General features: G+C 62.2%; 17 protein-coding genes. 7 read left to right on the plus strand and 10 right to left on the minus strand.

Annotated elements, in window-relative coordinates; all coding sequences use genetic code 11:
• Nucleotides 1–16 precede the first annotated feature (16 nt).
• The 3 genes from BUS06_RS12845 to glgX all read right to left on the minus strand — a co-directional run bounded on the left by BUS06_RS12845 (nt 17) and on the right by glgX (nt 4,726).
• The gene (locus tag BUS06_RS12845) at nt 17–2,110 is read right to left on the minus strand and encodes an AI-2E family transporter (RefSeq protein WP_074264597.1); all 2,094 of its coding nucleotides are present in this window, start codon (nt 2,108–2,110) and stop codon (nt 17–19) included.
• Nucleotides 2,111–2,317, minus strand: a complete 207-nt coding sequence (locus tag BUS06_RS12850; RefSeq protein ID WP_074264598.1) for a DUF2934 domain-containing protein — start codon at nt 2,315–2,317, stop codon at nt 2,111–2,113.
• 180 nt (nt 2,318–2,497) lie between these two features.
• Entirely contained in the window at nt 2,498–4,726 is a 2,229-nt protein-coding gene (gene glgX / locus BUS06_RS12855) for a glycogen debranching protein GlgX (protein ID WP_074264599.1), read from the minus strand.
• Between the two features lie 259 nt (nt 4,727–4,985).
• On the opposite strand from glgX, the gene BUS06_RS12860 reads away from it, so the two are divergent.
• On the plus strand, nt 4,986–5,378 hold the full coding sequence (locus BUS06_RS12860) for a PRC-barrel domain-containing protein (protein ID WP_074264600.1): 393 nt from the start codon (nt 4,986–4,988) through the stop codon (nt 5,376–5,378).
• 54 nt (nt 5,379–5,432) lie between these two features.
• On the opposite strand, the gene BUS06_RS12865 is transcribed toward BUS06_RS12860, so the two are convergent.
• The 3 genes from BUS06_RS12865 to BUS06_RS12875 all read right to left on the minus strand — a co-directional run bounded on the left by BUS06_RS12865 (nt 5,433) and on the right by BUS06_RS12875 (nt 8,892).
• Entirely contained in the window at nt 5,433–5,891 is a 459-nt protein-coding gene (locus BUS06_RS12865; RefSeq protein ID WP_074264601.1) for a response regulator, read from the minus strand.
• A gap of 219 nt (nt 5,892–6,110) precedes the next feature.
• The gene (locus BUS06_RS12870) at nt 6,111–7,817 is read right to left on the minus strand and encodes an ATP-dependent DNA ligase (protein WP_074264602.1); all 1,707 of its coding nucleotides are present in this window, start codon (nt 7,815–7,817) and stop codon (nt 6,111–6,113) included.
• Nucleotides 7,818–7,827: 10 nt separating this feature from the next.
• The gene (locus tag BUS06_RS12875; protein WP_074264603.1) at nt 7,828–8,892 is read right to left on the minus strand and encodes a ligase-associated DNA damage response exonuclease; all 1,065 of its coding nucleotides are present in this window, start codon (nt 8,890–8,892) and stop codon (nt 7,828–7,830) included.
• 295 nt (nt 8,893–9,187) lie between these two features.
• Here BUS06_RS12875 and BUS06_RS12880 point away from each other — a divergent pair, with 295 nt between their 5' ends.
• Nucleotides 9,188–10,258: a hypothetical protein gene (locus BUS06_RS12880; RefSeq protein ID WP_074264604.1), complete on the plus strand. Its 1,071-nt coding sequence runs from the start codon at nt 9,188–9,190 to the stop codon at nt 10,256–10,258.
• A gap of 97 nt (nt 10,259–10,355) precedes the next feature.
• Here BUS06_RS12880 and tkt read toward each other — a convergent pair whose 3' ends face one another.
• Nucleotides 10,356–12,428, minus strand: coding sequence for a transketolase (gene tkt / locus BUS06_RS12885; RefSeq protein WP_074264605.1), 2,073 nt, complete (start codon nt 12,426–12,428; stop codon nt 10,356–10,358).
• Nucleotides 12,429–12,734: 306 nt separating this feature from the next.
• Nucleotides 12,735–13,280: a cupin domain-containing protein gene (locus tag BUS06_RS12890; RefSeq protein ID WP_074264606.1), complete on the minus strand. Its 546-nt coding sequence runs from the start codon at nt 13,278–13,280 to the stop codon at nt 12,735–12,737.
• 229 nt (nt 13,281–13,509) lie between these two features.
• Between BUS06_RS12890 and BUS06_RS12895 the strand changes: the two genes are divergently transcribed.
• Nucleotides 13,510–15,456, plus strand: a complete 1,947-nt coding sequence (locus BUS06_RS12895; protein WP_083611412.1) for a potassium transporter Kup — start codon at nt 13,510–13,512, stop codon at nt 15,454–15,456.
• A gap of 13 nt (nt 15,457–15,469) precedes the next feature.
• On the opposite strand, the gene BUS06_RS12900 is transcribed toward BUS06_RS12895, so the two are convergent.
• Together BUS06_RS12900 and BUS06_RS12905 are read right to left on the minus strand one after the other, a co-directional pair.
• The gene (locus tag BUS06_RS12900; protein WP_074264608.1) at nt 15,470–15,706 is read right to left on the minus strand and encodes a hypothetical protein; all 237 of its coding nucleotides are present in this window, start codon (nt 15,704–15,706) and stop codon (nt 15,470–15,472) included.
• A gap of 182 nt (nt 15,707–15,888) precedes the next feature.
• Nucleotides 15,889–16,134, minus strand: coding sequence for a DUF6723 family protein (locus BUS06_RS12905; RefSeq protein ID WP_074264609.1), 246 nt, complete (start codon nt 16,132–16,134; stop codon nt 15,889–15,891).
• A gap of 216 nt (nt 16,135–16,350) precedes the next feature.
• Between BUS06_RS12905 and BUS06_RS12910 the strand changes: the two genes are divergently transcribed.
• The 4 genes from BUS06_RS12910 to BUS06_RS12925 all read left to right on the plus strand — a co-directional run bounded on the left by BUS06_RS12910 (nt 16,351) and on the right by BUS06_RS12925 (nt 20,704).
• Nucleotides 16,351–17,058 carry an MgtC/SapB family protein gene (locus BUS06_RS12910; RefSeq protein WP_074264610.1) on the plus strand — a complete coding sequence of 236 codons (708 nt, stop codon included), beginning with the start codon at nt 16,351–16,353 and terminating at the stop codon, nt 17,056–17,058.
• Nucleotides 17,059–17,186: 128 nt separating this feature from the next.
• A complete protein-coding gene (locus BUS06_RS12915) occupies nt 17,187–19,481 on the plus strand; it encodes an FdhF/YdeP family oxidoreductase (protein WP_074264611.1) in 2,295 nt (764 codons plus the stop codon).
• 98 nt (nt 19,482–19,579) lie between these two features.
• A complete protein-coding gene (locus BUS06_RS12920; protein WP_074264612.1) occupies nt 19,580–20,470 on the plus strand; it encodes a LysR family transcriptional regulator in 891 nt (296 codons plus the stop codon).
• 48 nt (nt 20,471–20,518) lie between these two features.
• A complete protein-coding gene (locus BUS06_RS12925) occupies nt 20,519–20,704 on the plus strand; it encodes a hypothetical protein (protein WP_074264613.1) in 186 nt (61 codons plus the stop codon).
• Nucleotides 20,705–20,851: the final 147 nt, after the last annotated feature.

Raw genomic sequence — 20,851 nt, forward strand, 5'->3', positions numbered from 1 at the left:
GATGGTACTTCCAGAACTACGCCGCGATATCGTCGACCGTCTGCGCCGGTTCCATTTCCACCGGAACGGTAGCGGCGATCCGGCAGCACGCATTCAGCATGTCCTGCATCGACGTTGCGTAGCAGTCCGCACCGATCGCGCTTTGCAGATCGTCGCTCCACTTTTCCGGCTGCCCTTGCGGCCACAGGCCAACGACAATCGACGCATCAGGCAGGCGCTGACGAACCCGCCTCACGAGATAGCGCAGATGAGAGGGAATACCGTCGATGTTCAGATAGAACAGGCATACGATGGTGACCGCCGACGTATCGAGCGTATCGATAGCAGTGCGCGACGCCGCTTCATGCGGCAGCGAGCGGCAATTCAGATCGTGCTTGCCGAGCAGTTGCAGCAGCAGGCTGGTCGCCAGTTGATCGAGCGGACCGCGTCCGGCGATGCATAGCACCTGATGGCCAGCCCGATTGCGTTCGGCGCGCTCACGCTGGATACGCGTCTCGTCGCTCGTGTTGCCGGCCGTGCCTTGACCTGCCCCCATGCCCGCTTCGCCTTCGCTCGCCGCCGCTTGTGCTCTGGCTTCGCGCTCGAGGCTCGCTTCATCCACGGGCAATCGCGACCGTTCGTCGGACGGCCCGACTGCCGCCCAGTTTTCCTCGGGTTGATCGAGCCTGGGATCGCGATCGGGAAAGCTATCGAGCCCTTCGGCCAGGTCGTTAGTGGTGGATTCGATCCGTGCGAGTTGCGCGGCGGTGACGCTGCCACGCTGCACGTCGTTGGCCGCCAGTTGCAAACCCTTGAGGGCAACTTCATCGTAATACGCGCAGAGCGAACGCTCGCGAAGCAGACTCTCGGCTTGTGCGAGCGCCTCATCCGGGTCGCCGGCCAGCGCACGCTGATAGAAGTTCTCGATCGGCGTGAGCGCGGGTTGATCACCTAGCAGCACGTCGAGAAACTCGAGCCGTCGAACATGACGGCCCAATACCAGCAGACATAAGGTCAAGGGCGTGGAGAGGATCAGTCCGATAGGCCCCCAGATCCAGCTCCAGAAAATCGCGGCGACCACGACGGAAAACGGCGAAAGACCCGTGCTGTGTCCGTACAGCAAAGGCTCGACCACTTGCCCAACCAGCACTTCGACGCTCACGAAGAGCGCCAGCGACCAGATCGCCATCGACCAGCCGGGACTCACCGCTGCGGCCAGAGCGGTGGCAAGCACCGCCGAAATCCAGATGCCCACGTATGGCACGAGCCGCAAGAGCGCGGCCATGATGCCCCACAGGATAGGGCTCGGCACTCCGATCAGAGAAAGGCCGATGCCGATCACCACGCCCACCCCTGCATTCACGCCGAGCTGCGACACGAAGTAGCGGCTCAGACGACGCGCGGCCTCGTCCATCACGGTCGTCGTGCGATGCAGATCGCGCGAACCGAACAGACGAATCGCACGGTCGCGCAGATCGTCGCGCTGGAGCAGAATCACGATCGTCACGACGAAAACGATAAACGCGGTTTCAAGCGGGCTAATGGCAGGTGTCAGAAAACGCCGCGCGAGTTCGAATGGCGTGGGCACCGGCTCGCGCACGACGACGGGCATCGCGGCGGGTGCCTGTGCATCGGATGATGGCGCCACGGCACTGCGCGAGGCCGGTGGCGGCGCGGGGGACGGCTGCTGCTGCGGCTCGGTGACACGCTGCAGCGCCTGACCGGCTGTGCCCATCAGGCGGTCGAGCTTGCCGATGGTCAGGTTGTGCGCGGTGTCGAGCTTGCGCTCGATGGTGGCTTCATAATGCGGCCCGTTGGCGACGAGGTCGGTGAGCTGAGTCCCGATCACGCTGGCGAGCAGCACAATGACCGAGACTGATAGCAGCACCGCGGCAAACACCGAGGCGACGTGTCCTAGGCGGATGCGCAACAACGCATTCGCCAATGGCGCGACGAGGAAGCTGAGCAGGATCGCGAGCGTGATCGGAATCAGCACGTCGCGCGCAAAGTAAAGCGCAGCGACGGCCAGCACGCCGACCGCCAACGTGATCAGCCCCTCGATGCCCAGCGCGGTGCTCGGAGCAATACGTGTCGCCGTGCGCGTCAAGCGTGGGTCGTCGAAGTCCCGCATCTATTCCTTGTGTGTCGGCGTTACCGTCACACCCGTATGCGAGTCGCCCTCCGCGCCCATCGATTCCTTCTCGACTTCAGCGCGCGCCTGCTCCCAGTATTCGTCCGGGTTGCCCTTGGGATCGGTCGCCTGTTCCCACAGGTAGTACGCGCGGGTGCGAATCTTTTCTTCGGTGCTGTTTGTTTCGAGTTCGTGGTCCTGTGCCATCTTGCCCTCCTGGGCGTTTTGCCTTGAGTCTGCTTTGGTCGGAGCGACCGCCGCTGCGTTCTTCATTGCCTGGATTTTCTTCGCTGGCTTGCACCAGAGAATCAGGCGAATGCAAAGGCGCGCGGGGGTGCCTGCGTTTACATGTTCAGCAAGCCCTATACCTGGCGTTACGGACCGTGCTTAGCTCGTTTTGCCGGGATCATCGGTGGTCAACTGCTGCTCGAGTCCGTCCAATACCCGCTGGGTTGCACGGCTTGAAGCATCGAGCGCGAACAACAGCAGCGAGCGGCCGGTGACCTGGTAAGACGCGCCGGCAGAAAATGCCGGCAGTTCGTCGCGTACCGGCATGTTCGTGTCGAGAAGGCAGGTCCATTGATCGCCCTCGGGAACATCCGGCAACGTGAAATTGACCACGTCGTGATGCGCGTTGAGGACCAGCAGCAGTGTCGCGTCGGAGGCTGGCCGGCGAATGCCGCTCGCCTGGGCACGGCCGTCGATCACGAGGCCAAAGCAGCGCATCGCTGCGTCGTCCCATTGTTCCTGCGAGAGATCCTCGCCAGTCGGCGACAGCCAGCGGGTATCGGTCACCTCGAGCGCAGCGTTGTATTCGCCAGTCAGAAAGCGTCCGCGCCGCAGCACCGGCAAGCGATGCCGCAAGGTGGTGAGGTTCTTGACGAACTCCGTCAACGCACGCCCGTCGTCGTCGATCGCTTCCCAGTCGAGCCAGCTGATCTCGTTGTCCTGACAATAGGCGTTGTTGTTGCCCTTCTGGGTGCGGCCGAATTCGTCGCCGGCGAGGATCATCGGCGTACCTTGCGAAAGCAGCAACGTGGCTAGCAGGTTGCGCTTCTGACGCTCGCGCTGCTGGCGGATATCCGGATCGTCGGTAGGGCCTTCCACGCCGAAATTCCACGACTTGTTATCGGAGTGGCCGTCCTTGTTGTCCTCGCCGTTCGCCTCGTTGTGCTTGTCGTTGTACGAAACGAGATCGTTCGTGGTGAAGCCGTCGTGGGCCGCGATGAAATTCACGCTGGCCCACGGACGCCGGCCACGCCGGTTGAACTTGTCGCCGGAGCCGGTAAGGCGCTTGGCGAGATCGGGCACCATACCCTCATCGCCTTTCCAGAAAGCGCGGGTGGTATCGCGGAAGCGGTCGTTCCACTCTGCCCAGCCCGGCGGAAAGCCGCCCACCTGATAGCCGCCCGGACCGCAATCCCAAGGCTCGGCAATCAGACGCACGCTCGAGAGCACCGGATCCTGCCGGCAACTGTCGAGAAAGCCGCCGCCTTCATCGAAACCATGCGGCTCGCGACCGAGAATCGTGGCGAGATCGAAGCGGAAACCATCCACTTTCATTTCGCTTACCCAGTAGCGCAAGCTGTCGGTCACCATCTGCAGCACACGCGGATGCGACAGGTTCAGCGTATTGCCGGTACCGGTGTCGTTGATGTAATAGCGCGGTTCATCCGGCATCAGACGGTAGTACGAAGCGTTGTCGATGCCCTTGAACGAGATCGTAGGGCCGCGTTCGTTGCCTTCGGCGGTGTGGTTGTACACAACGTCGAGGATTACTTCGAGATTGGCGTTATGGAAGCGGTCGACCATCGCCTTGAATTCTTCCAACGATGCATTCGCGCTCGCGAAAAAACGCGGGTCAGCCGCAAAGAAGCCAATCGTGTTGTAGCCCCAGTAGTTCGTCAGACCTTTATCGAGCAGATAACTGTCGTTGACGTACATGTGGATGGGCAGCAGTTCGACGGTGGTGACGCCCAACCCCTTGATGTAGTCGATCACCGGTTGCTGGCCGAGGCCGGCGAACGTGCCGCGCAGATTTTCCGGCACGGCGGGATGGCGTTGCGTGAAACCGCGCACATGCGTCTCGTAGACAATCACGCGTTCCCACGGCAGCGCATTGCGCTCGGGGTGGCTCCACGAGAAATTGGCGTCCACCACCTTGCACTTCGGCACGAAGGGGGCGCTGTCGCGCTCGTCGAAGGAAAGGTCGCCGTCTTCGTGATCGAGCGTGTAGCCGAAGATTTCCGGCCCCCACTTCAGATCGCCAATATGCGCCTTGGCGTACGGGTCGAGCAGCAGTTTGTTCGGATTGAAGCGATGGCCTTCCTCGGGTGCATACGGGCCATGCACGCGGTAGCCATAGATCGCACCGGGCTTCAGATCCGGCACGAAAACATGCCAGACCTCATCGGTATATTCGGGAAGTTCGATGCGCTCAATTTCCGTCTCGCCCGTTGAATCGAACAGACAGAGTTCGACCTTTGTCGCATGCGCGGAAAACAATGCGAAATTGACTCCGACGCCGTTCCAGGTCGCGCCCAGCGGGTAAGGGACGCCTTCCGCGATGCGTGCGGCGTATTGGGCGGGAGGAGTTTGGGAGGCCTCACGTGACATGTTTTTTCCTTGGACGATGGGAGTGATTGCACGGGAGCCTGTGCGAAAGACTAACTTAAGCAAGTTATGGTCCCGAACGGCCGATATCCCTTCGCACGTTGTTTGGCACGCGTTGTTTGAATCGTGCCAAGTGGCAAGGCATGCGTTTTGCCTCTACCTCTTACGCGCACGAATCAGCACGGCGAATTGGGTAGGTCCGCGCTGTCTTTTGCATGACTAAACCAAACGCGCCTCGTCAGGCGCCCCGAGGGTGGACACCATGACACGAACATCGAAGATGCAATTTGCGGCGGGTGTGCTCGCCGCCCTGCTCTCTTGCGGAGCTTTCGCGCAGGGAGCGCCGCAAGCAGTCACTGAAAAACGAACCGACGTCGTGCAACTCGGCAGCGGTTACCGCGCCTCTAAACTGCACGGCGCGTCGGTGTACAACCGCAACAAGGATGACATCGGCACGCTCGACGATCTGATCGTCGCGCCAGGCGATCACAGCACGTATGCCATCCTGTCGGTGGGAGGATTTCTGGGGATGGACAAGCACCTGGTCGCGGTGCCGTTTGCCGAGCTGCAGATCGAGAACCGCCAGGTGATGCTGCCCGAGGCCACGAAGAAGTCGCTCGAGGCGCTGCCTGAATTCAAGTACGCGCCTGATTGAAGAGGATTTTGCAGCGCGGGCTGTGCGCAGGTGTGCGGGATTGTCCGCTGCCAGTTACAGCGGGCCGTCTGCCCTGCTTGTCGTTGCGGCTTCCAGCACGCGCAACAGACGTTGCGGCGTGAGCGGCTTCGCGCAATGCGCGTCGAAGCCCACTGCTTTCGCTCGAGCCCGATCATTTGCCGATGAGAACGCGGTACACGCAACCAGCAGCATATGCGACGTGGAAGGATGAGCCCGCAGCCGCCGTGCGAGCTCTAAACCGTCAAGTCCCGGCATCTTGATGTCGAGCACTACCGCGAACGGTTGCCAGTCCCCTGCCACATCGCAAACCGTCAAAGGGTCTTCGAGTGCGCGGCATTCGAAACCATCCGCATTGAGCAGCAATTGCAATGCGTCGGCCGCTTCGCGGTAGTCGTCGACCACCAGCACGCGGCGATGCGATGCCAACGCTTCACCGATTGGCCGCCACACCACTACGTCGTCGCTATCATTGATTCCGTCGTCTGCAGTCACTGCATTCTCCCCTTTGCCACAAGCGGGCACATCGCACGTCGGCCGCAAGATTCGATCCTGAGGGCGCCCCCAAGCAGGCGAAGCGCCCGGTCCAAAGGAGCAAGAAGTATCAAAATGCGCAAGCGCTGACCAGCCTGGGAAAGCCCTTGTGTGCGCAACCAGAGCCATCACGCCACGCATCTGGCATGGCTCTCAGGGAAAATCCCGAGTGGGTTCGCGTCAGGCGGAGCGATCGTCGATAAAGCCTTTTAACATTGCCAGCGAATCGGCATCTTCGATCGTCTTGTCCGTGCGCCAGCGCAGCATGCGTGGAAAACGTACCGCTACGCCCGACTTGTGCCGCGGACTCGCCTGAATGCCTTCGAAGCCGATTTCAAACACGAGCGTCGGCGTCACGCTGCGCACAGGGCCGAATTTTTCTATCGTCGTCTTGCGTACGATCGCATCGACCTGGCGCATCTCTTCATCGGTGAGACCAGAATAGGCCTTGGCAAACGGCACCAGTGTGCGCACGCCATCGGCTTCGTCCCATACGGCGAAAGTAAAATCGGTGTAGAGACTCGCGCGACGGCCGTGTCCGCGTTGTGCATAGACCAGTACGGCATCCACCGCGTAGGGATCGATCTTCCACTTCCACCACGTGCCCGAGGCCTTGGTGCGACCCACGCCGTACATCGACTGACGCTCCTTCAGCATCAAGCCTTCTACGCCGCGGGCCCGGCTTTCGTCGCGCAACTGTGCGAGCGCGGTCCAGTCGGGCGCCTCCACCAATGGCGAGACTCGCAGCAGATCGCGGATCTGCGAGCCGTCCAGCGAAACCGCCAGCGCTTCGAGTTGTGCGCGGCGCTGTGCGAGCGGCGTCATGCGCAAATCGTTGCCCTGTGCTTCGAGCAGATCGTAGGCAAGGAACGCGGCGGGTGAATCGGCGAGAATTTTCTTCGTGAGGGTTTTGCGCGCGATGCGCGGCTGCAGCCGGGCAAACGGCAACGGCGCCAATGCATCGGGTTCCCACGCCAGAATCTCGCCATCGAGCACGAAGCCATCCGGCAACGCTTCGCCCAGCGCGGTGACTTCGGGAAAGCGCGCGGTGATCAGATCTTCGCCGCGCGACCACAGCCATACCTGGCCGGCACGCTTGACCAGTTGCGCACGAATGCCATCCCACTTCCATTCGATCTGCCAGTGTTGCGGGTCGCCCAGCGTCTGCGGTTCGGCTTGCAGCGGATGCGCGAGAAAGAATGGGTACGGCAGACCAAGGTCGCTGTCGTTCGCTGCATCGAGGGGCGTGCCCTGCTCCGCTTCGTTCGTGGCGTCGCCATTTGCTGCATGGTTAGGCTCCGGTGCTATCAGGCGAAGATAGCGTGCGGCATCGGGTGTTTGTTGCGAATCGGTCCAGCCCACCATGCGCTGTGCGATTCGTTTGTGATCGACGCCTGCCACTTCGGCGAGCGCACGCACCACCAGTTGCCGTGCCACGCCAACCCGAAAGCCACCGCCGATCAGTTTGGTCAGCAGAAACCGCCCGCCCCAGTCGAGTTCGTCCCAGTACGCGAGGAGCCGCGTGCGCAGTTCTTCGGGCGCGACGCCGCGCAAGGTCAGCACGCGCTGCTCGATCCACTGCGTGAGCCCCAGCTCCGAGATGCGCTGCGCCGGCGGCAGAATATGCGCGATGGTCTCGGCCAGATCGCCGACCGCCTGGTACGACTCCTCGAAGAGCCAGGCCGGCAAACCTGCGCGCTCGCAGGCGATTTCTCGCAGCAGGCGCGTCGGCACCGACTGCCGCGGTTTGCCGCCCGCCAGAAAGTAGGACGCCCACGCGGCATCCTCGGGCGCCGCCGCGCTGAAATAGGTAGTCAACGCTTCGAGCTTGTCGTGCGTCGAGGTGGTGGCATCAAGCGCGGTGTAGAGCGCAGCAAATCGTTTCATGACGCGCGGCTCACGGTGGATCGGATGCGGCTGGCGTGGCGGCTTCGACGGCGCTTGCGGTATCTTCGAGGGCTTCGTCGCCGTACTGCGTGGCGAAGGCGCCTGCTTCGAGACCCTGTTCGCGCAGCCAGCGCACCATCGGTTCCACCTGGCCATGCGTGACGATCACGCGCTCAGCGCCGGTCTCGCGAATCGCAGTGTGGAGGCTGGACCAATCCGCATGATCGGACAGCACGAAGCCGCGGTCGACGCCGCGTCTGCGGCGTGCGCCGCGCAAGCGCATCCAGCCGGATGCAAATGCGTCGCTGTAATCGCCGAAGCGCTTCAACCAGGGGCTGCCTTGCGCCGAGGGGGGCGCGACGACGAGCGCCTGTTTGAAGACGGCTTTGTCCTTCGCGGCAATTTCACCGGCCAGTCGAACTGGCGGCAACGCGACGCCTTCGGCACGATACGCGTTATTGATCGACTCGAGCGCACCGTGGCAGAAAATCGGACCAATGGCTGCGTCGACACCCGCGAGCAAATGCTGCGCCTTGCCGAACGAATAGCAGAACAGCACCGACGCACGCCCTTCTGAAGCGTTATGCCGCCACCACGAGTCGATGCTGTCGAACACGGTTTGCGGCGGCTCCCAGCGATAGATCGGGAGTCCGAACGTCGACTCGGTGATGAAGGTGTCGCAGCGTACCGGTTCGAACGGGGCGCAGGTGGGATCGGAATCGAGTTTGTAATCGCCGGATGCGACCCACACGCGGCCGCGATGTTCAACGCGTATCTGCGCGGAGCCGAGTACATGGCCCGCGGGATGCAGCGAGACCGTTACGCCGTTGATGTCGAGACGCTCGCCGTATGCAGCGGTTTGCAGATCGATGCCGGGCAGCCTTGATAACAGAACACCCGCGCCTGGCTGAGCGGCGAGATAGTGCGTGTGGCCCCAGCGGGCGTGATCGGAGTGGGCGTGAGTAATGACCGCACGGTCGACGGGCTGCCAGGGATCGATGTAGAAATCGCCTGGCGGGCAATAGAGACCCTGCGGACGGGCAACGATCAGATCCTCTGCAGGAGTTGCTGGCATCGAGTCGGTTCGGAAGCAATGAGAGGTTGACGAAGGGTTGGACCTTTCCTTCTCCCAGTCTAAAGGAATCTAAAGGAATCGCTGGTTAGCCGTTTCACCGCTGAACTTCGCGCTCTGCAAATATTGCATTCATCTGTGGAATCTACGCTGCCTCCAGCGGTGCAAGCTGCCTGTCAGCACCGCCGAATCCCGATACCACGGACGCTTGCGCTAAAAACCCCCGATCAGGCATACGCTCTGCTACTGCGCCTGGGATGCCAATTTCCCACGCGGCCTGCTCCGCTCTCGCGTTCCCATGATGACAAAAGCCTCGGTTCTCGCGGTTCTCTGCACAGCCTGCCTCACCACTGCATGCGTACATGTGGGTCCCACCCGATTGAGAGCTGATCAGGTCGATTACGCGAGAGCGCTAGGCGACGCAAAAAAACGCGAAATCCTGGCCGCAGTCGTCGGACTACGTTATGGCGATGCGCCCGCGTTCCTGACGGTCAGCTCGATCATCGCGGCCTATCAGTTCGACTCGACCATCGGCGCGACTGGAAACGTCGGCTCGGGCAGCGAGCCGAACTATGCGCTCGCGACCGGCAGCGTGTCTTACTCGAACCACCCCACCTTCACCTTCTCGCCGACCACCGGCGAAGCATTCGCCTCGGCCTACATCCGGCCGCTCGCACCTGAACTGGTGCTGCCGCTCGCCGAAGGCGGCATCCCGATCGATCTGTTATTGCGCATCACAGCGCAATCGATTGGCGGCCTGCAGAACGGCAGCGCGCTAGGCGGCGACAATGCCGCGGGCGCGCCGGGCTTCTTCGAGTTGCTGCAGTCTCTCAGACGCCTGCAGATGGCGGGCGAGCTCAACGTCGAATCGCGCCAGGAGAACGGCAAAGCGAGCGTCTATCTGGCGATGAGCGCGGCGACCAGCGGCGTGTCGCCGCAAAGCGTCGCTGACCTGGCGCGCGTGCGCCGTTTGCTGAATCTCGCGCCGAATACACGGACCTATCAGATCGTCTATGGACCATCGTCTGAACGGGGAGACCGGATTCCCATGGTGACCCGTTCGGTGCTCGGCATCCTGACCGATCTCGGCGCGCAGGTACAGGTGCCGCTCGAGCAGATTAGCAGCGGCGCGACCAAGCCGACGGTGGGCCTGATCGGTGGAGAAACGCGGCCTACCATCATCGTGCATTCGGGCGAAAAGCCGCCTGCGGATGCCTATGTGGTGATCAACTACGGCGCCTCGGCCTATTGGGTGGAGCGCAATGATTTCGATTCGAAATACGCCTTCACCGTCGTGCAGAACCTGATGGCGCTCGCCGAGGCCGACACCAGCACCAAGGCTCCGGTTGTGACGATTCCAGCAAATTAGGAACGCTGATCAAAGCTGGCGGCACAATAAAAAGGCATTCAGGCGGCCTGCAACTGCCAGGCCAACCTGAATGCCTTCGGACTAACCGGGCGCGAAGTTACTTCTTCTGTACCCGGGCAATCTGCTGCTTGGCCGCGTCGTAGACATGTTCCGGCGTAAAGCCGAACTTTTTCTTCAGTTCGCTCAACGGCGCCGAAGCACCGAACGTATGCATCACGACCTTCGCTCCGAGCCGGCCCACGTAGCGGTCCCAACCGAGTTCCGCGGCCTGTTCGACGCAAACCCGCGCGTCGACATCAGGCGGAAGCACGGAGTCCTTATAAGCGTCGTCCTGGGATTCGAAAATATCCCATGCCGGCATCGACACCACCCGCGCGGCAATACCCTCGCTCTTCAGCTTTTCGTAGACGTCCACGCAGATCGACACTTCGCTGCCGGTTGCGAGCAGTAGCACCTGCGGCTTCTTGCCGTCGGCGGCATCGGCCAGCACGTAGCCACCCTTGCGCACCCCTTCGGCTGAGCCGTATTTTTTGCGGTCGAATGTCGGCAGCGGCTGACGCGTCAGGATGATGCAAGAAGGATGGCGCGGCCTCGACAACGCAACGCGCCACGTCTCGGCCACTTCATTGGCGTCCGCGGGCCGCAGCACAGTCAGACCCGGCACGCCGCGCAGCGACGCCAGCTGCTCGATTGGCTGGTGCGTCGGACCGTCCTCGCCGACGCCGATCGAATCATGCGTGAACACATAGATGGCCGGCACTTCCATGATGGACGACAGCCGGATCGGCGGCTTCATGTAGTCGCTGAAAATCAGGAACGTCGAGCCGTAAGCACGCAGGTTCGATAGCACGAGGCCATTCACCGCGGCACCCATGGCGTGCTCGCGAATCCCGAAGTGCAGATTGCGGCCGCCGTAGCTGTCGTGCTCGAAGCTGCCCGCCCCTTCGAACTTCAGATTGGTCTTGGTGGACGGCGAAAGATCGGCCGCGCCGCCAATGAGCCACGGCAGACGCGCGGCGATCGCATTGAGAACCTTGCCCGACGACTCGCGCGTGGCGATGCCTTTGGCGTCCGGCTCGAAAGTGGGAATATCGGTGTCCCAGCCATCCGGCAATTCATGCGCCTCGATCTGCGCGAACTCGCGCGCGAGATCCGGATACTTTTTGCCGTAGGTGTCCAGTTTCGCAAGCCAGTCGCTACGCGCCGCCTTGCCGCGTGCACCGATGCCGTCCGCGAAGCGCGCCATCACGCCATCCGGCACGTAGAACTTCTTGTCTTCGGGCCAGCCGTAAAAGCGCTTGGCGGCGGCGACTTCCTCGTCACCGAGCGGCTCGCCGTGTGCGGCCGAGGTGTCCTGCTTTTTCGGCGCGCCCCAGCCGATGATGCTGTTCACCACGATCAGCGTCGGCTTGTCGGTCACGCTTTTCGCCTCGTTGAAGGCGGCTTCGAGCGCGGCGGCATCGTTCGCGTCCGTGACGTGGACCGTATGCCAGTGGTAGCCGTGAAAACGCGCTTCCACGTCGTCGCTATAGGCGAGATCAGTGTGCCCCTCGATCGTCACGCGATTGCTGTCGTAGATCCACGTCAGGTTCGACAACTGCAGATGGCCCGCGAGCGAAGCCGCTTCGTGCGAGATACCTTCCATCATGTCGCCGTCGCCGCACAACGCGTAAACGCGGTAATCGAACAGCGGCGCATCGGACTGGTTAAAGCGCGTCTCGTAGAAGCGCGCGGCCATGGCCATACCGACACTATTGCCTAGGCCCTGGCCGAGCGGTCCAGTGGTGGTTTCGACGCCGGTCGTCATGCGGTATTCGGGGTGTCCCGGGGTATTGCTGTTGAGTTGGCGGAACTGCTTGATGTCGTCGAGCGATACAGCGGGTCTGCCGGTCGGTTTACCGTCGTCGTCGACCGCCTTTACACCGGCGAGATGCAGAAGCGAATACAAGAGCATCGACGCGTGCCCTACCGACAGCACGAAGCGGTCGCGATTGGGCCACAGCGGCTCGTCAGGGTCATAGCGCAGATGGTTTTGCCACAGGTGATAGGCGACCGGGGCCAGCGCCATTGGCGTGCCGGGGTGGCCGGAATTCGCCTTTTGCACGGCATCCATCGATAGCGTACGGATTGTGTCGATACACAGCTTATCGAGGGAGGGATTGTTTTGCATGGGAAGCTCCTGTTCTACGAAGGGCGACGTCGAAGTGACGCGCGGCAATTGAACATTCCTGCGGAAACGGGCCGAAAGCCAGGCTTGCCCGGAGCGACCGGCATGGGGCGGCCGGCTACGGGCGCCCTGCATGGGGACAGCCCATCTTAAACGGCCCAGTGGCGGCCAACCGTCCGATCATGCGCCGATATGCGGTAATAGCCAACTGTATGGCGTGCAACGACTAGGCGGCGGCCGCGCAACAATCGCCGCAATGCCCTGCCTGCTGCCGTCACGCAGCTTTCAAAGCTTGCGACGACTACAGACTCAAGCAGCATGCAGCCAGTGTTCGACGACCGGACCGTGCGTGCCGTCGAGCGGATCGCGCGGCGGAAACGGCAGCGCCTCCATGGTTGCGTGCTCGGCGGGCGTCAGTGCGTCGCGGCGAATATCCCACTGCTGGCCTGCCGGATAGCCGCCCACCACCTGAAAACGGCCCGAGAAAGCCTGCAGGCAATGACCGGTGCCTGCCGGCAGCAGCAGCGCATCCCCCGCGGTGACTTTCACGACGCGTCCGCCGGGGCCGCCCACGATCACTTCGGCGGAACCCGAGGCGATGCCGAGCACTTCGTGGGCAGTGGCGTGGAAATGGTGATAGTCGAAAATGCCGTCGCGCCACTGCGGCGGCCAGTCGTTACGCTCGAAGAGAATCTCGAAGGCAGACGCAAGGTCGCCGCTGTCGGCGCGTAGGGCGCGCCGGTAAATCACGACCGGCAGCCGGGAATTGTTCGGTACCCACTCGCGAGGATCCAGCCTGAAAACCTCGTACTGTTCGTTTGCGACGTCCCGCGCGTATTCGGCATCGTTATACATGGTCGACTCCAGAATGTGTCCAGCAACGCTCGTTGTGCCGCACAAACCGCGCCTGCTCTGTGGGTTGCGAGTACGCCTTCTTTGCTCGCCTGAGCCGCCATGAGCCGGCTTCGACGCCCTCGCCCCGGCGTGCGGGGACAGGTTTGTTCTCGCAAGGGAACACGTCTTGCTACCGCATTTCACTGATGCCGGTAATCGCCGTGCGCACAGGAGATCTGCAAGCCGCGCCATGTCAACTTCTTCCACCGAGTCTCGCCCGACGGCCCGCGACGCTGCTGCTAAACGCAGCACCAACCAACCCCATCATCGCCCCGGCACCTCGAGCCTCGTGCTGGGTTCGCTTGGGGTGGTATTCGGCGATATCGGCACCAGCCCCATCTATGCGTTCCGCCAGGGTGTGCTCGATGCCGGCGCCAGCACGCCACTGATCGTCATGGGTGTCCTATCGACCATCGTCTGGGCCGTCGTGATCGTGGTGATGCTGAAATACGTCTGCTACGTGATGCGTGCGGACAACCAGGGCGAAGGCGGTATCGTCGCGCTCACGGCGCTGGTGCGCGCCGGCTGCGACAGGGACGGCAAGCCGGCGCCCCGTATCCTGCTGCTCGTCGGCCTGTTCGGTGCGGCGATGTTCTACGGCGATTCGATGATTACGCCCGCCGTTTCCGTGCTGTCCGCGGCCGAAGGGCTACCGCAGATCGATCATGCGTTAGCCCTGCTCGTCGTGCCCGGCGCTGTCGCGATCCTGATTGCGCTCTTCCTGTTCCAGAAGCGCGGCACGTCGACGGTCGGACGGTGGTTCGGTCCGGTCATGACGCTGTGGTTTCTCTGGCTCGCTGCGCTTGGCATTTACCGGATCGCGCAGCATCCCCAGGTCCTGAGCGCGCTGTCACCGTGGTGGGCGATGCATCTCGTGCAGGAACGCCCGACGATCGCCTTCGTGATCCTCGGCGCCGTGATTCTCGCGCTGACCGGCGCGGAGGCGCTGTATGCCGATATCGGCCATTTCGGACGCCGTCCGATTCGCGTGGCGTGGCTGATGGTGGTGTTTCCTTCCATCATCCTCGGGTATTTCGGCCAGGGCGCCACGCAGCTTTATGAGGCCGGCCCGAAGGACCAGCCGTTCTTCTCGATGGCGCCAGGCTGGGCACTGATTCCGACTATCGTGATTGCGCTGCTTGCCACCGTGATCGCGTCGCAAGCGGTGATCTCCGGCGCTTTTTCGATGACGAGCCAGGCAATCGAGCTCGGCTTTCTGCCACGCATGCGCGTGGTGGAAACGTCGCGTGAGCACCGCGGCCAGGTGTATGTGCCGGCCGTCAACCTGATCCTGTTTGCGGCGGTGATGTTTCTGGTGCTGGCGTTTCGCTCGTCCGCGAAGCTTACTTCCGCCTATGGCATTGCCGTCGGTCTAACGATGCTGACCACCACGATCCAGATGATCAGCCTGTCGCGACATGTCTGGCATTGGCCGCGCCTTGCGATGGCGGCCGTCAGCGTGCCGTTGCTGGTAGTAGACGGCCTGCTGGTAGCGGCCAACGTGCCCAAGATTCCGCAAGGCGGCTGGTTTCCAGTCACGATCGGCGCGGTGATGTTCGTGCTCATGACCACCTGGCAGCGCGGCCGTGAGGCAGAGGCGCAGCGCGCCGCGAAGACAGCGACGCTGGAAACCTTTCTGGCCGAAGCGTTGGGCGATGCGGAACCGCTCGCACGTGTGCCGGGCACGGCGGTCTACCCGGGCAATCTGCGCGGCATGACACCGGCCGCGCTGCACAGTAACGTGCGCCATAACCGCGTCCTGCATCGGACCTCGATCTTCTTCACCAATCTCTCGGAATCCGCTCCCCGGGTCGACGAAAAAACCCGTATCGAGACGCGTGACCTCGGCAACGGCTGCTACGAGGTCGTAGCACGGCACGGTTTTGTGGAGCGGCCCAATCTGCCCACATTGCTCGCCTCGCTCAATGGACGGCTCGGCGACTGGCGCTACGAGCCGAAGCACACCACGTTCTTTTTGCCGCGCGAAGAAGTCGTCAAGGGACATCATGGCGATGCCATGCGGGACTGGCGCAAATCGCTATTTGCTGCGATGTCGTTTCATTCCGCATCGAGCGCCGAATACTACGGGCTAGATGGCGACAGCGTGGTGGAGCTTGGAGTGCAAGTGGTGCTGTGAGCTCTGCCGTGAATCAATGACCGCGCTGCTTGTCCGGTGACACTCGCTGTGCCTCGCGGCCACCGCCTCCGGGTGGCTCGCTACGCTCACCCGTGCCGAGCGGCACCTCCGCAGTCTGCTTCGGACGTTGGCGCGTGCGCGCCGGATCGGTACGCTCCGCCTCTTCCTTTTGTGCCGCCGTGCGGGTATCGCCTCGCGACTTATCCTCATCGCGCGGTCCTGCATTCTGGGGCTTCGTATCGTGTTGCATCACAGCCTCCTGTAGATGACGACCTCAGCATCGCAGCAACAACCGGACCGCTTCATCTCGCCAGAAAGCGGCAAACCAGGCACGGGGGTTGCAGCAAATTCCTCATCGACTTTGTAAAAAGGAGAACGGCGTGGCCGCCTCCCCGATTGCGATTGCGACGATCCGCGTACCGGACACGGAAATCAAGGCTCAGGCGCAGCCCGATCCGCCGCGACAATCGAGCGGCCATATTCAATCGCGGCATGACGTGCTTCATCCGCGCTTTCGTAGGGTCCGATCTGCGGTGCGCCTTCGAATGGAAACAGAATTCTCCGGTCGGCCTTGCGGATAACCTTTAGGCCACCGATATATCGACCGTCTCCCGTGCTGTGGTAACTCGCGAAGATTTCAAACTCGTCATCGGCTACGTCGGCTTTGTGTCGCGCCATTCTGCATACTTCCCTGTATAGAGGCTTTCTTCGCCGCATCCCTTTGCGCTCAGCGGTCAGCTTCGCGCGTGGGAGCGTTTAACGAGCACCGAGCAACGGCTGTTCCTGAGCATGACGAAAGATCGCGACGAGCCCGTTTAGCCCCTGTATGGCATGCGCGTTGCATCCGCAGGGTTACGCCCTCGCGCAAATTTTCGTTCAGCGGAAATCATCTTCATGACGCCAATGCCGTTCATCCCAGTCTGGCAAGATCTCGCCATCCGGCTTGCGGTGGCGTTGCTGGCCGGCGCACTGCTTGGCCTGAATCGCGGCGAATCGGGCAAGGCAGCGGGCCTGCGTACCACCATGCTCGTATGTCTTGCCGCTTGCCTCGCGATGCTGCAGATGAACGTGCTGCTCTCGCAGGCCGGCAAGCCCGAAGGTTCGTTCGCGGTGCTCGACCTCATGCGTCTGCCGCTCGGCATCCTCTCCGGCGTCGGTTTTATCGGTGCGGGCGCGATCCTGCGCAAGGACGGTCTGGTCACCGGGCTGACAACGGCAGCAACGTTGTGGTTCGTCACCGTGGTGGGGTTGTGCGCCGGCGGCGGGCAGATTGCGCTCGCCGTGATCGGGATCGTGCTCGGGATGTTCGTGCTGAGCGCGCTCGCAAAAATCGAACATCGGTTGCCGCGCAACCTGCGTGCTTCGCTCACCATCCGCTACGACGTTGCCTCCCGCGAACGGGCCCGATGGCTCGATGAACTCGAACGCCTGCATTGCCGGGTGGCGTCGCGCGGCTTGCGGATGGATCCAGCAAACGGTGTCCTCGAGGAGCGCTTCCAGGTGCATTGGCACGCTCCCGAACGCAATGACACAGTCGAGCGGGCGATGGCACACATGACAAGCACAAGCGTGCACCCCGCGGAGTGGTCGATCGACGACTGACCGACGTGGGGCATTCTCGCTACACGTGCAACGCGTTTGTCCCGGTCTTTAATCAAGCCCAGCGGCCCATTTCTTGCGGGTCTTCTTACGCCGATGTTTGGCGTCCAACCCAATGTCCAGGAGCCAGTATGAGCACAGATGCCCCCATCAAGGAGTACTCGCACCCTGCAGGCGGCTGGGGCTCTGTGAAGGCGGTGGCCTCGATCCTGGTCCAGGAGCACGTCGCACTGCACGGCACGCAGGTGCTCATGCACCAGAACAAACCGGACGGCTTTGCCTGCGTAAGCTGTTCATGGGCGAAGCCCGCCGACCCGCACCTGTTCGAGTTCTGCGAGAACGGCGCGAAGGCCACGGCCTGGGAGATCACCAACAAACGTGTCGACGCTCAGTTCTTCGAGACTCATACGCTGAGCGAGCTGGAGTCGTGGTCCGGATTTGAACTTGAATCGCAAGGACGGCTCGGCGCGCCGATGCGCTGGGACCCGGCTAGCGATCGCTACGTCCCCACAACGTGGGAGGATGCGTTTGCCGACATCGCCAGCGAGCTCCGCGCGATGGATCCGAAGGAAGTGGTGTTTTACGCGTCCGGTCGCGCTTCGCTTGAAACCTCGTACATGTATCAGCTTCTCGCGCGCATGTATGGCAGCAACAATCTGCCGGACAGCTCGAACATGTGCCACGAGAGCACCTCCGTGGGTCTCGTGCCGGCGATTGGCGCGCCGGTTGGTACCGTCACGCTCGCCGACTTCGAGAAAGCCGACTGTCTGTTTTTCTTCGGCCACAACACCGGCACCAACGCGCCGCGCATGCTGCACCAGTTGCAGGATGCGCGCAAACGCGGCGTGGAAATCATCACGTTCAATCCGATCAGGGAGCGCGGCCTCGTCGACTTTGCCAATCCGCAGTCACCAGTGGAGATGCTGACACCCGGCGCGACACAAATCAGCACCCAGTATCACCAGGTCAAAGTAGGCGGCGACGCTGCGGCGATCGCAGGGCTATGCAAACTGTTGATCGAATGGGATGACGAAGCACAGCGGAACGGCACCCCACGCGTGCTCGACGCCGCCTTTATCGCCGAGCACACGCATGGCTTCGACGAGTTTGCCGCGGCCATGCGTGCGACCACCTGGAAAGAGATCGAAGGCCACGCCCATCTGAGTCGCGCCACGCTCGAAGCGGCCGCTCGCGAATACGCCCGCGCCAAAGCGGTGATCGTGCTGTACGGCATGGGCATTACCCAGCATCGCAGCGGCGTGCATAACGTGCAGATGCTCACCAATCTGCTGCTGTTACGCGGCAATATCGGGCGCCCCGGTGCAGGCATCTGTCCGATTCGCGGCCATTCGAACGTCCAGGGACAGCGTACCGTGGGCATCACCGAGAAGCCGGAACTCGCCCCGCTCGACAGGCTTGCGGAACTGTACGACTTCGAGCCGCCACGCGATAAAGGCATGAGCACTGTTGAAGCGTGTCGCGGTGTGCTCGATGGCAAGGTAAAAGGTTTCATCGGACTCGGCGGCAACTTCCAGGTCGCGACCCCCGATCATCATGTGATGGACCCGGCGTGGCGCAAGGTGCGGCTCACCGTGCAGATTGCGACCAAGCTCAACCGCAGCCATCTGATTCACGGCGAGGTCGCGTATCTGCTGCCGTGCCTTGGGCGCATCGAGATCGACCGCCAGGCGAGCGGCGACCAGGCGGTTAGCGTCGAAGACAGCACGGCCTGCATTCACGGTTCGCACGGTTACGTGGAGCCGGCGAGCGAGATGCTGCTTTCGGAACCGGCCATTGTCGCGGGCTTGGCCAACGCACTCCTGCCGCGCAATCCACGGGTCGACTGGGATGCGTGGGTGGACGACTACGCAAAGATTCGCGGCGCTATCGAGCAGACCTATCCCGACCAGTTCCGCGATTTCAACGAGCGTTTCTGGCAACCAGGCGGTTTTCACCGTCCTATTCCCGCCTGCGAGCGGAAGTGGAAAACGCCCAATGGCAAGGCGAATTTCATTGTGCCCGAGACGCTCGATGAGGACGCGGATATGCCGTCCACCGGTCCAGATGTGCTGCGTCTGATGACGACTCGCGGCGACAGCCAGTTCAACACCACGGTCTACGGTCTGGACGATCGCTTTCGCGGCGTGACCGGCACCCGCGAAGTGCTGCTGATGCATCGTGACGACCTGACGCGGCTCGGCTTTGCAGAAGGCGACGCGGTGTGTATTTCCACGTTGTCGAACGACGGCATCACGCGCGAACTCGACGGCATGCGCGTGCATGCGTTCGATATTCCACAGGGCTGCATGATGGGCTACTACCCGGAATGCAATCCGCTGATCCCGCTTTACCACCACGCGAAATCGAGCCTCGTGCCGGCAGCGAAGTCGATTCCGGTGCGTTTGCGTAAGTCGAGTGGTGGCTAGCGGCTGCAGGCTGGCGTTGCGGCAGAGCGCGACGGTTTCACCTTTGCGAGCGCCTCACAAACGGGGATAATCCGACCTAGGGTAAAGAAAATCTTGGTCTGGATCGTATGCGTCCCCATCTCCCACTTAACGCGCTACGCGCGTTCGAATCGTCGGCACGCCATTTGAGTTTCACGCGCGCCGCGCTCGAACTCAACGTCACGCAGGCGGCCGTCAGCCAGCAGGTGCGTATGCTCGAAGAGCGGCTCGGCACGACGCTGTTCAAGCGCTTGCCGCGCGGGCTCGGCATTACGGACGAAGGCCGGGCGCTCCTGCCGGTGCTGAGCGACGCCTTCGGACGCATCGAAAGCGTACTCAAGCAGTTCGAGGGCGGGCATTTCCACGAGGTGCTCACGGTGGGAGTAGTCGGCACGTTCGCGGTCGGCTGGCTGATGCCTCGACTCAAATCGTTTCGTGACGCACATCCGTTTGTCGAGTTGCGGCTGCTGACCCACAACAATCTTGTAGATCTCGCCGCGGAGGGGCTCGACTTCGCGATCCGCTTCGGCGAAGGAATCTGGCCTGGCACTCACAACGAATTGCTGCTCGACGCTCCGCTGAGCGTGCTGTGCGCGCCGGAGATTGCCAGACGGCTCGCCACGCCTCGCGACCTCGTCAAGGAAACGCTGCTGCGTTCATATCGCGCCGATGAATGGACCCTCTGGCTCGACGCCGCGGGACTCGAGCCGTGGACGATCAACGGTCCGGTGTTCGACTCGTCGCGACTGATGGTGGAAGCCGCCATGCAAGCCGCGGGCGTAGCGCTCGCACCGCCGTGCATGTTCGGACGCGAACTGCAAAACGGGCTGCTGATGCGCCCGTTCGACACTGAAGTGAGCACCGGCAGCTACTGGCTGAGCCGGTTGAAATCGCGGCACATGGCGCCGGCGATGGATCTGTTCCGCGACTGGATTCTCGCGGAAGCGCGAGGCATGCGGCTTGCTGCTTAACCTTGACCCGTATCGTTGATCCGGATCGTTCAAGTCAAGGAGCACACCATGTCGAAGCAGCACACCGAGAAGCATCCGCACGCCGATAAGGGCGAAGCGCAGATCGATCAGGCCGTGGAAGACAGTTTCCCGGCAAGCGACGCACCGTCGACGGGCGGCAAGACGCGGCTCGAGCCCAAGGAAGTACAGCAAAAGGATAAGCACGAACCGCATCATGACGGCGATTCGCGCTAAAAGAGCCAATGGATGCCGCGCATCGGCGTGCGAGACGTGGCATCAATCAGTCCTGCAGAATAACCCCCGGTTTTTTTGAATTTTCGGTTGTCGTAAAACATAATAGATTTGCCATGATTTTTATGGCGCGGCGCTATCATTTGACGC

The sequence above is a fragment of the Paraburkholderia phenazinium genome (assembly GCF_900141745.1).
GTDB lineage: Bacteria > Pseudomonadota > Gammaproteobacteria > Burkholderiales > Burkholderiaceae > Paraburkholderia > Paraburkholderia phenazinium_B.

Bases quoted from the DNA above. Each gene is read 5' to 3' on its own strand.
- BUS06_RS12890 (WP_074264606.1), bottom strand. From the start codon at position 13,280: ATGTATAACGATGCCGAATACGCGCGGGACGTCGCAAACGAACAGTAC.
- glgX (WP_074264599.1), bottom strand. From the start codon at position 4,726: ATGTCACGTGAGGCCTCCCAAACTCCTCCCGCCCAATACGCCGCACGC.
- BUS06_RS12870 (WP_074264602.1), bottom strand. From the start codon at position 7,817: ATGAAACGATTTGCTGCGCTCTACACCGCGCTTGATGCCACCACCTCG.
- BUS06_RS12875 (WP_074264603.1), bottom strand. From the start codon at position 8,892: ATGCCAGCAACTCCTGCAGAGGATCTGATCGTTGCCCGTCCGCAGGGT.
- BUS06_RS12895 (WP_083611412.1), top strand. From the start codon at position 13,510: ATGTCAACTTCTTCCACCGAGTCTCGCCCGACGGCCCGCGACGCTGCT.
- BUS06_RS12845 (WP_074264597.1), bottom strand. From the start codon at position 2,110: ATGCGGGACTTCGACGACCCACGCTTGACGCGCACGGCGACACGTATT.
- BUS06_RS12850 (WP_074264598.1), bottom strand. From the start codon at position 2,317: ATGGCACAGGACCACGAACTCGAAACAAACAGCACCGAAGAAAAGATT.
- BUS06_RS12925 (WP_074264613.1), top strand. From the start codon at position 20,519: ATGTCGAAGCAGCACACCGAGAAGCATCCGCACGCCGATAAGGGCGAA.
- BUS06_RS12915 (WP_074264611.1), top strand. From the start codon at position 17,187: ATGAGCACAGATGCCCCCATCAAGGAGTACTCGCACCCTGCAGGCGGC.
- BUS06_RS12900 (WP_074264608.1), bottom strand. From the start codon at position 15,706: ATGCAACACGATACGAAGCCCCAGAATGCAGGACCGCGCGATGAGGAT.
- BUS06_RS12910 (WP_074264610.1), top strand. From the start codon at position 16,351: ATGACGCCAATGCCGTTCATCCCAGTCTGGCAAGATCTCGCCATCCGG.
- tkt (WP_074264605.1), bottom strand. From the start codon at position 12,428: ATGCAAAACAATCCCTCCCTCGATAAGCTGTGTATCGACACAATCCGT.
- BUS06_RS12905 (WP_074264609.1), bottom strand. From the start codon at position 16,134: ATGGCGCGACACAAAGCCGACGTAGCCGATGACGAGTTTGAAATCTTC.
- BUS06_RS12860 (WP_074264600.1), top strand. From the start codon at position 4,986: ATGACACGAACATCGAAGATGCAATTTGCGGCGGGTGTGCTCGCCGCC.
- BUS06_RS12880 (WP_074264604.1), top strand. From the start codon at position 9,188: ATGATGACAAAAGCCTCGGTTCTCGCGGTTCTCTGCACAGCCTGCCTC.